We start from the raw sequence: 9,927 nt of genomic DNA, 5'->3' as shown, positions 1-9,927 counted from the left end.
GCATCGGCTGCGGGGTGGCCCCGCCGGGCTGGCCGTAGCCGCGCCAGCCGCCAGGGGGCGTTCCGGGAGTCGGCCCGGGCCGGCCCTGACCGCCCGGCACACCCTGCCCGGGCATGACCGGCGTGGCGCCGGGGAAGCCCGAGGTGGACGGATGCCCGCCGGTCGGGCGCATCTGCTGGTTGGGCCGGGGCCCGCCGGGCCCGAAGCCGCCGCCGACGGGCTGCTGCGGGCCGGAGCCCGGCACCGGGCCGCGGTAACCGGGGCCGCCCGGCTGCCCGGGCGCGTAACCGGGCCCGCCGGGCCTGCCAGGACCACCAGGACCACCAGGACCCGGATAGCCGCCCGGGCGCGTGGCGGCCGGGAACCCGCCGGAGTTCCCGGAGGTGGTCGAGCCGCCGATCACGCCGCGGATCTCGTCGTCCACCCGCAGCTTGACGTCCGAGCGCGCCACCCAGTTCGGCCCGTACGCGCCGGTGCCGGCGCGGGCCAGCTCGAGGGCGAACTCGGAGGCGTCGGAGAAGCGGGCGCCCGGGTCCTTGGCCAGGGTCCGCATGATGACCGCCGAGATCGCCGGCGGCACCGTCGTGAGCGGGTTGGGCATCACGGTCAGGTGGTGGTGGGTCAGCGGCTGCACCGCCATCGGACGTCCGAACAGCGGCCGCTCGGCGAACATCTCGTAGAGGACGCCGGCCAGCGCGTACAGGTCGGTGGCGGGGAACAGCCGGGCGCCCATGATCTGCTCGGGCGCCATGTAGCGCGGTGTGCCCAGGATGGCGCTGGCCGTGGTCTCCGCGCCGTCGAAGATCTTCGCGATGCCGAAGTCGGTGACCTTGAGCAGCCCGGCGCCGTCGAACATGATGTTGTCGGGTTTGACGTCGCGGTGCAGCACGCCCTGGCGGTGCGCGGTGGCGAGCGCTGCCGACGCGGCGACGCCGACGGCGCAGATCGTCTCCGGGGAGAGCTTCCCGGCGGTCATCCGCTGCTTGAGGGTGCCGCCGGAGAGCAGCTCCATCACCAGCAGGCAGGTTCCCTCGTGCTCCACGTAGTCGTGGATGCGCACGATGTGCGGATGGTCGAGCTCGGCCAGGACGCGGGCCTCGGAGAGGAAACGGGCGCGCAGGTCGGGGTCGTCGGTCGTGTCAAGGAGGATCTTGATCGCGACCTTGCGGCCGATCAGCCGGTGCTGCCCGGCGAGAACGAGGCCGTAGCCCCCCTTGCCGAGGTCCCCCTCGACCGCGTATCCGGGGAGCGCCGCCTCCACGAGAGATCTGTCGATAAGCAAGGTCGGTTCCGTCCGTCACCGGCTGCCGGGGCGTCACCACGATCACCACGCGGTGGTGACATCCCGAGGGCCACATCGTGCGGGTCGTGCGTGGGCTGTCCCGCGTGTTGTTCGTACTAGTCGCCGCGCTGGATGGCGCTGGTTCCACCTCGGTTCATCGGGCGGTTCATCGGGCGAGACGCGGTCGCGTGGGTGCACCGCGGTCTTTTGGTGTTCTTCGTCGCGTTCTCGGCGATCCTACGGCCTGTTCCCCCACATTCCGCCCCTCGCAGGGACCCGACGGGCGCGTCAGATGCGCGACTGCACCATGCTGGTCGTCGTCGACAGGTGTTCGGCCGTGTGGGCGCGCGGACGGCGCGGCACACGACAGCACTCCTCCGAGGAAGGGCCTCCAACGTCATGGCGAACACCGAGTCCACCGCCCTCGCCGCTGGAACGGTCGTCGACCGGACCCCGGAGTGGGCCGCGCTGGCCGCGCACCACGCGGAGATCTCCGGGGTGACCCTGCGGAAGCTCTTCGCCGATGATCCGGGCCGCGCCGATTCGTTCACCGTCGAGGCGGACGGCCTTCGGCTCGACTACTCCAAGAACATCGTCACGGCCCGGACGGTCGAACTGCTGCTCGCGCTGGCGCGTCGCGCCGGCCTCGGCGCGCGCATCGAGGCGATGTTCGGCGGCGAGCGCATCAACGTCACCGAGAACCGGCCGGTGCTGCACGTGGCGCTGCGCACGCCGCTCGGAACCAGCATCCACGTGGACGGCGTCGACGTGGTGCCGGAGGTGCACGCCGTGCTCGACCGGATGTCGGCGTTCTGCGACCGGGTCCGCTCCGGGGTGTGGACGGGGGCGACCGGCGAGCACATCACGACCGTCGTCAACATCGGCATCGGCGGCTCCGACCTGGGGCCCGCGATGGCCTACCAGGCGCTGCGGGACTACTCCGACCGCTCGATCGCCGTCCGGTTCGTCTCGAACGTCGACCCGACGGACATCTGGGAAGCCACCCACGACCTCGATCCGGCCAGGACGCTCTTCATCGTCGCGTCGAAGACGTTCACCACGCTGGAGACGCTCGCGAACGCCCGCGCCGCGCGGGCCTGGCTCACCGCCGCGCTCGGCCAGGACGCCGTCGCGCACCATTTCGTTGCCGTGTCAACGAATGCGGAGAAGGTGGCCGAGTTCGGCATCGACACGGCCAACATGTTCGAGTTCTGGGACTGGGTGGGCGGCCGGTACTCGATGGACTCCGCCATCGGTCTCGCTCTGATGGTCGCGATCGGCCCGCACCACTTCCGGGAGATGCTGGCCGGATTCCACGCGATGGATGTTCATTTCCGGAACACCCCGTTCGAACGGAACCTGCCGGTTCTGCTCGGCGTGCTCGGGCTGTGGTACCGGGACTTCTTCGGCGCCCAGAGCCACGCCGTGCTCCCCTACAGCCAGTACCTGGACCGCTTCCCGGCGTACCTGCAGCAGCTGGACATGGAGAGTAACGGCAAGTCAGTTGATCTGGCCGGCCGGCCCGTACCGGTGCCGACCGGCCCGGTGGTGTGGGGCACCCCGGGAACCAACGGTCAGCACGCCTACTTCCAGCTCCTGCACCAGGGGACGACGGTCGTCCCGGCCGACTTCATCGGCTTCCTCGCGCCCAACCACCCCGGTGTCGGCGACGTCGACCAGCACGTCCTGCTGATGGCCAACTTCTTCGCCCAGACGGAGGCCCTCGCCTTCGGCAGGACGGCGGAGGAGGTCGCGGCCGAGGGGGTGGACGCCGGCCTCGTCCCGCACCGGACGTTCGCCGGAAACCGTCCGACGAACACCCTGCTGGCGCCGAAGCTGACGCCCTTCGCCCTGGGCCAGCTGGTCGCCCTCTACGAGCACAAGGTGTTCACGCAGGGCGTCGTGTGGGGGGTGAACAGCTACGACCAGTGGGGCGTGGAGCTGGGCAAGGTGCTGGCCGGACGGATCATCCCCGAGCTGACCGACCCGTCGGCGTCCCCGCGGCACGACAGCTCCACCAACGCGCTGATCAACCTGTTCCGGTCGGTCTGAGCCGCGACCGCCCGGTCCAGTCCGGTCGCGGGCTGGACTGGGCTGGGCGTCGTCAATTAGTCATCAAGGTTTAACGATTCCTTGATCTATGTTACTCTCTGTAATCGACTCACGGGGCGGTGGCCCGTGCTGCGACGGATGGAGATCCCGGGGGGCGCACGCATGCGGGTCGACGCGACAGCCACGCGGATGACCGTGCGGCGGACCGGGGACGACGTCGTGATCGAGCTCGGGGGCGAGTTCGACACGGTCGGCAGGCTACGTTTCCGCGAGCAGGTCGGCGAGCTGCTGGGCCGGGGCGGCGGAGTGGTGACGGTGGATGTGGCCGAACTTCGGGCGATCGACATCGCTGGTCTCGCCGCCCTGCTCCGGGCGGATCTCCTGCTCCGTCGCGTCCACGCCGAGCTGCGTATTCGCGCGGCCGCGCCGGCGTTCGCCGAGCTCGTCCGCGAGACCGGGCTCGCCGGCCGGCTTCGCGTCGAGGAGGCCGGCCGCCGCCGCGGCCACTGAACCGCCGTCGAAGCCTTCGTTCAAGCCGCCGTGCAGGCCGCTGCTCGGGCCGTCGCCGCCGCCCGGCGTGATCCCCGCCGCCAGCGCGAGCGGCGGGCCCACCTCGGCGATCGTCCGCGCGGCGCGGCCGGTGACGGTGAGGCTGCGTTCGACCCGGCTCATCATCAACATCCCGGCCATCGCGAGAAGCGGGAAGCCGAGCATGATCAGAATCGCGGGTGATGTCAGGTCCACCAGTGCCCCCAGTGGTCGGGCCGTCGGGGATCCGGATCGGTGTCCCCGCAGGTCCGCCTACCCGAACCAGCGGTCGCCTCACGTGCGGGGGGCGGTGCGGATCCGGACTCACCCGAGCCGGGTAATCACCCACCCGGTGCGTCAGGTCGCCAGAGTGTGGGCTATCCGGTGCTGTGCTCCCAGCCCAACTCCTCGTACCCTTCCTTCACCATGTCTGTGCGACGCGCCGATCTCTCCGCCGGCGGGGGAGGTCCGACCGTCAGTACCGAGGACATGCGCGCCCGCCTCGCGATGGTCACCGAGCAGGTGGATTTCGCCCTGGCGGAGGTCGCGTTGCGTGGAGCGGCCTACCGGCGCGCGGCCCAGGACGCCGCCGACTGGCAGTGGCCGCCGGAGTCGCCGCAGAATCTGGCCAGGCCGGTCGTCGCCCGGGCGCTGTTGGCGCAGCTCACGGCGGTCGCCCGGCTCCGCCTGTGGGCGCAGGAGCTCTACTGGCTGCAGGAACAGGTCCGGCTCAGGGCAATGGTGCCCTGAGCCGGACCTGCTGGATCTGGCGCGCGCCCCGCGTCAGGCGGATGAGCAGTCGATGTTGGACGGCCCCGATGACGCCCCGCTGACCTGGTTGTCGCAGCTGACGATGTTCTGGGCGTCGGCACCCTCGTGGATGTAGACGCCGTAGCCCTTGGCGTTCACCGGGAGCCGGTTGCGGCGGAAGGTGTTCTGCCGGCCCCAGTTCTCCTGCTCGACGTGGGTCTGGAAACCGTCCTCCAGAGTGCCGCCGCCGATGCCGGTGTTGTCCTCGATCAGCCAGCCGTTGCCCTTGATGTCAATCCACGAGTCGGCCTCGGCGAGGGAGTCCGACGACAGGGTGTTCCCGCGGATCACCCCGCCGCTCGTGCCCTCCTTGATGTCGATGTTCTCCGAGGTCGTGCCGGCGATGTCGTTGCCGATGACCGAGTTGCGGTCGCTGCGGTCGGGCCCGCAGTCGGTGTACTTGCACCAGTTGCTGTGCGCGCTCCCGACGTAGACGCCCTCGCCGAACTTCTCCCGCCGGTTCCCGGTGTCGCGGATGACGTTGCCGACGACCAGGTTGTCCGAGCTCGCCGTGCGCAGGTGGATCGCCTCGTCGCCGATCGTGTTCACCTGCAGCTGGGCGATGATCGAGTGCTGGACGCGGTCCGCCATCACGCCCTTCTGGCCGTTGCGCACGGTGAAGCCGACCACCCGTACCCAGGACGCGCCGTCCAGGTGCAGTACGTAGTCCGTGTCGTCCTCGCCGTCGAGGACGGCCTTGGGCGAGCCGCACAGCCAGATCGGCGCGGCCTCGGTGCCCGAGGCGGCCAGCTTGTAGCCCCCGGTGTAGACGCCGTCCGTCATCCGGATGATCGCCCCCGGCTTCGCCGCGGACAGGGCGCTGCGCAGGTCACCGCCGTTGTTGACGGTGGTCCCGCCGGCAGGGCACGCGACCGGCCGCTCCGCGGCGACGGGCGCTGCCGTCGCGAACGGGTCGGCGGCCGCGGTCGCCGGGGCGCTGGACGGGGCGGCCGTCCCGGTGCCGGCGGACGGCGTGGCGCTGGGCTGCGGGCCTGCACCGCCGCCGCCGGAGCCGCAGGCGGTCAGGGCGACCGACGCCGCCGCGAGCGTGCCGGCCGTCAGCAGCACCGCGGCTCGTCGCCGGGATCGTCCCGGCGAGATGGTCCTCACCTGTTGTTTCCCCCTTTGGAACGGCGGCGGCGACCTGGCGCCGTGCCCACCGGATCGATGATCTCGAGGTTCCCGTCGGCGTCCGGACCGGGCCCGGACATCGCCGGCTGGGCGCCGTGATCCGCCATCGGCTGGCGGGTGTCGGGGATCGGGGCACTGGTGATCCGCCCGTCCGACCACTGGCCGTCCGGGCCCTGGTTGCCGGACCAGTAGGGGTCCGGCTCCGGCGCCTGCTCCCATTCGGCGCGCGGCCACTGGGCGGGACCGGCGAGGTGGTCGGCGCCGTCGAACGGCCGTGTCGTGATCTCGGTCGTGACCTCTCCCGCCGACATGTCCGGTCCGACCGACAGGTCCCGGGGGGTGCGGTAGAAACGCAGGCCGCGCAGGGTCGGGTGGGCGTCCTCGCTGATCGGCGCGGCGGCCGGAGTCAGTGTCGCGGCCGGCGACAGAGCGGCGCCGACGTCGTCGGTGCCACTGCGGTCGCCGTCAAGGTCGCCGGTACCGGAGTGACCGGTACCGGCGCCACCCGTACGGAGCGCGGCCGTGTCGCCGGAGCCGGCCGTCGCGGACCGTGGCCGTGCCGGGGATCGACCCGGCTCCGCCGCGCCGGCGCGGCGGCGGGAGCCAGGCCTGGCCCGACCGCCGGGGGCTGGCTGGACGTCCAGGGCAGCCCCCGCCGGGCTCGCCGCGGTGAGCACGGGTGCCGCGGGGGCCAGGACGCCCGCGTCAGCCCTGGCCGGGGTCGGCCGCACTCGGCCCGGCGTGGGGTAGCGCTCCGCGGGCACCCGGGGAAGTGCGGTGCCCGCGGGCGAATGGACCGCCGAGGACTCCGTCCGCTGGTCGGGGATGCCGGAGAAGGCGGGATCGGGGCGCATCGTGCCCCCGGTCAGGCGGCGGACCAGCAGCTCGGACTCGGGGTAGGGGTGCTGCGGCGGACGGCGCCGGGCCCGCCGCCGCGCCCACCAGCCGGCGAGCGGGAACAGCGCCACCAGGCCCCACACGATGAGGGCGGGATGGCGGCGGATCAGCGTGTACCAGTGCTTCGGCTCGCGTGACACCCAGGCGTCGGAGTTGTTGCTGTGCACGTCGCGCGGGTTGATCCCGACCGCCTTGCGGGTGTCGACCGCGCGCCAGCCCTCGCCGGCGAGGGTGTTGTGCTGGATCGTGCTGCCGTCCGAGACGCCACGCAGCGTGATGGCGAAGTCGGTGGCGCCGCTCACCTGGTTGCGGCTGACGATGGTGGTGAGGGCGTCCTGGGTGATCACGCCGAGGCGGCCGTCGGCGAGTTTGTTGTCGACGATGGCGGTGCGGCGGGCGTCCGGGCCGATCTGGATGCCGGCCTCCTCCGCCCCCGTCACCTTGTTCCCTGTGATCTGGGTGCCGTTGGCGCCGCTCTTGACGACGATGCCGAGCTGGCCGCCGCTGATCGTGTTAGTGCGGACGACGGTGTTCTCGCCGCCGACGACCCGGATGCCGTACCGGCCGTTGCCGGAGACGGTGTTCTCCTCGATCAGGGTGTCCTTGATCTGGTTGACCTGGACTCCGGTCGCGGTGGCGACCACGCCGAGGCCACGGCCGTCCAGCGAGATGCCGTCGCCGCTGTTGTCATTCACGGTGCTGCGCATCACCCGGGAGCCCGAGGCACGGTCGATGGTCATGCCGTCGCCGTGGTTGCGGGCCGCCGTCACCCCGGACACGAGCGTGGTGATGGCGTCGCGGTGCACGGCCAGGCCGGAGCGCTCGTTGTCGGTGAGGCGCACACCGACCATCTGGATGCCCTCGCTGCCGGAGACGTACGCGCCGTAGATGTTGTCGCTCAGGGTCGAGTTCGCCGCGCCGCCCGTGCTCGGCTCGCCCTTGCTTCCCGTCCAGGCCACGCCGCCGGTCCGGCCGTTCCAGAAGCCGAGGTGGTTGGCGCTGGTGTTGCGCATGATCAGCTCGCCGCCCATGGTGCGGATGTAGGCGCGGCCGTCCACGGTGAGCTTGTCCGGCTCGAGGTTCTGAACGTCCCATCCGACGACGGTCAGCGGCTGCTCCGGGGACCGCCCGGCGAACTCCAGCCCGCCGCGCCAGGTGGCGACCGAGGCGAACCCGGACGCGCCGCTGGCCAGGCGCAACGCGGTCACGCTGGGATCGATCACGAGCCGGGCCTGCGGGCCGACCAGCACGTTCGCGGTGAACAGCACGGCGCCGTCCACCTCGCGGCGCCCGCCGCCGGCCGCGACGACGTCCCCCGCGGTGTAGGGGGCCTGACGCGCCGGCAGCAGCAGGGTGGGCAGGCTGCCCGCGACCTCGACGAGCGTCGGCGCGGTCAGTACCCCGAAACGTTCGAACATCGAGCGCAGCCGGATGTCCTCGGCGTCGACGAGGTTCGACTGCTTCTTCGCGTCCGCCGAGCTGACCGGGGGCAGCGGCGCCACCGGTTCGGCGTGCGCGGGGACGGCCGTCAGCAGGCCACCGCCCCCGATCGCGGCCGCCGCGAGGGTGGTCAGCGCCGCCCGCCGTATCCAGGACGGGACCCGCGCGGTGACCGGGCGGCCGACCGGGAACGGCGATCCGGCCAGGTGCGGGGGCCTCATCGGGTACCACCCGTCGCGGTCGCCGTCGCCGGGCGGGGGCTCGCGGCCGGGCTGGTTCGCGTGGAGGCGTCGGTCTGGCCCTCCCCGCCGATGAGGTCGGAGCGCCGGGTCAGCCAGCCCTGCTTGTTCATCGACACGAACGCCCAGGTCTTGATGGGCAGCGCGACGACGATGATCATCAACACGGTGAGCGGGAGGATGAAGACGTCCCGCGGGTGCTCCTTGAGGTGGGAGAGCCCGCGGATGAACCGCCCGAGCAGCAGCCAGGCGATCGCGATGATCGGGGCGTTCGCCTCCGGCCGGAACATCCACAGCATGAAGTAGGTCATCGCGACACCCATGGTCACCGGCGTCAGCACGATCTGCAGCACGCTGACCTGGGTGATCAGCGGCTGCCGCCACAGCCAGCCCTTGTAGATGGCTGTCAGGTAGGTCCGGTAGGAGTTCCGGCTCCAGCGCACCCGCTGCTTGATGAAGGCCCGCAGGTTGTCGGGGAACATCGACATCGCGTGCGCCGTGTGCTGGTGCATGGTCTTGTAGCCGGACGCGAGCACCAGCCAGGTCAGCCGGCCGTCGTCACCGGCGATGCACCGCCGGCCGAGGAAGAACTCGTGCTCCAGGTTGTGCAGCACGGGCAGGATCGCCGAGCGCCGGTAGGCCGCCGTGCGCCCGGACAGGCAGGCGACGGCGCCGACCCGGCCCTGCGCCGGCACGTAGTCGAGGTAGCGGATGTCGACGAGCCAGTTCGCGACCCGCCGCCACACGCTGCTGCGCGGCTCGTAGACGTTCTGCCGGGTTCCGACCCCGCCGACCTGCGGGTCGACGAACGGCATCTGCACCGCGGCGAGCAGTCCCGGCTCCCACGCGGTGTCGGAGTCGCAGAGTACGACGATGTCCTTGGTCGCCGCGGACAGTCCGACCCCGAGCGCCGAGCGCTTGCCCTCGTGGACGAACGGGATCACGCGGACCGTCGGGTCGGCGCGCTGGGCGAGCCTCGCGATGAGCTCGGTGTCCTCCACGTCCGGGATGATGATGATCTCGTCCGGCTGCTGGGAGAGCCAGGTCTCCAGGCACCGGATGAGGACGTCGGGGTCTTCCCGGAACGAGGGAACGATCACCGAGGTGCTGGCTCGGAAGTTGTTCCGGACGGGGCGGTACCGGGTGGAGAGCAGGCGGCGAGTGAGCCACACCACCCAGGAGACAACGCCCGCGATCCCGATCGGGACCAGAGATCGATGATCGCGAACGAAATCGATCGCGACGCCGAACCACTCCATCTTGTGTGTTGCCCCCCCAGCTGCAGGCCACCGAGAACGCCAGGGTCATGGGGAAGCGTGTTGGGACGTGTACGAACCATCCGGCGCGCCAGCCGGATGGTTCAGGTCCCCACCGCACCCCCGCCGGTGGTCGCTGATGTCTATCCATTGATAGACGAAGCAGACATTAGCAGTGGTCGGGACAGGGCGTAACTGATCACTGTACCCGGGCACCGGTAACGACAAACCGTCAACGTTAGGTAGTCAATCGGCTACCTGTCGCGGCGTCCGCCCAGCCCCGGCACCCCGC

The 9,927-nt window shown here is 71.4% G+C and carries 7 protein-coding genes; 3 read left to right on the top strand and 4 right to left on the bottom strand.

The features are described from left to right. The coding region (locus FMEAI12_RS19995) for a serine/threonine-protein kinase (RefSeq protein WP_146776736.1) at positions 1-1,282 on the bottom strand (1,282 nt) is incomplete at its 3' end. Positions 1,283-1,681: 399 nt separating this feature from the next. On the opposite strand from FMEAI12_RS19995, the gene pgi reads away from it, so the two are divergent. From pgi to FMEAI12_RS19980, 3 genes are all read left to right on the top strand, one after another. After that, complete coding sequence (pgi, locus tag FMEAI12_RS19990; protein ID WP_071064976.1) at positions 1,682-3,334, top strand: glucose-6-phosphate isomerase; 1,653 nt, start codon at positions 1,682-1,684, stop codon at positions 3,332-3,334. A gap of 162 nt (positions 3,335-3,496) precedes the next feature. Then, the gene (locus FMEAI12_RS19985; protein ID WP_071064975.1) at positions 3,497-3,844 is read left to right on the top strand and encodes an STAS domain-containing protein; all 348 of its coding nucleotides are present in this window, start codon (positions 3,497-3,499) and stop codon (positions 3,842-3,844) included. A gap of 507 nt (positions 3,845-4,351) precedes the next feature. Beyond that, positions 4,352-4,612 (top strand): hypothetical protein, encoded by a 261-nt coding sequence (locus FMEAI12_RS19980; RefSeq protein ID WP_235014226.1) that lies wholly within the window; start codon positions 4,352-4,354, stop codon positions 4,610-4,612. Between the two features lie 33 nt (positions 4,613-4,645). On the opposite strand, the gene FMEAI12_RS19975 is transcribed toward FMEAI12_RS19980, so the two are convergent. Genes FMEAI12_RS19975 through FMEAI12_RS19965 form a run of 3 tightly spaced genes read right to left on the bottom strand, consistent with a single transcriptional unit; the run spans position 4,646 to position 9,638 of the window. Then, a complete protein-coding gene (locus tag FMEAI12_RS19975; protein WP_112107300.1) occupies positions 4,646-5,782 on the bottom strand; it encodes a hypothetical protein in 1,137 nt (378 codons plus the stop codon). Then, on the bottom strand, positions 5,779-8,361 hold the full coding sequence (locus tag FMEAI12_RS19970) for a right-handed parallel beta-helix repeat-containing protein (protein ID WP_235014225.1): 2,583 nt from the start codon (positions 8,359-8,361) through the stop codon (positions 5,779-5,781). The genes FMEAI12_RS19975 and FMEAI12_RS19970 overlap by 4 nt, the downstream gene beginning before the upstream one ends. Continuing rightward, positions 8,358-9,638 carry a glycosyltransferase family 2 protein gene (locus tag FMEAI12_RS19965; protein WP_112107298.1) on the bottom strand — a complete coding sequence of 427 codons (1,281 nt, stop codon included), beginning with the start codon at positions 9,636-9,638 and terminating at the stop codon, positions 8,358-8,360. The genes FMEAI12_RS19970 and FMEAI12_RS19965 overlap by 4 nt, the downstream gene beginning before the upstream one ends. Positions 9,639-9,927: the final 289 nt, after the last annotated feature.

The sequence above is a fragment of the Parafrankia sp. Ea1.12 genome, from assembly GCF_900465275.1.
Classification (GTDB): Bacteria; Actinomycetota; Actinomycetes; order Frankiales; family Frankiaceae; genus Parafrankia; species Parafrankia soli.
Note: the sequence above shows the minus strand (reverse complement) of the source record. Positions and strands in the feature narration are given on the sequence as shown.

What these genes read in the sequence shown, in the direction of transcription:
- pgi (WP_071064976.1), top strand. Translation starts at nt 1,682, where the DNA reads ATGGCGAACACCGAGTCCACCGCCCTCGCCGCTGGAACGGTCGTCGAC.
- FMEAI12_RS19985 (WP_071064975.1), top strand. Translation starts at nt 3,497, where the DNA reads ATGCGGGTCGACGCGACAGCCACGCGGATGACCGTGCGGCGGACCGGG.
- FMEAI12_RS19980 (WP_235014226.1), top strand. Translation starts at nt 4,352, where the DNA reads ATGCGCGCCCGCCTCGCGATGGTCACCGAGCAGGTGGATTTCGCCCTG.
- FMEAI12_RS19970 (WP_235014225.1), bottom strand. Translation starts at nt 8,361, where the DNA reads ATGAGGCCCCCGCACCTGGCCGGATCGCCGTTCCCGGTCGGCCGCCCG.
- FMEAI12_RS19965 (WP_112107298.1), bottom strand. Translation starts at nt 9,638, where the DNA reads ATGGAGTGGTTCGGCGTCGCGATCGATTTCGTTCGCGATCATCGATCT.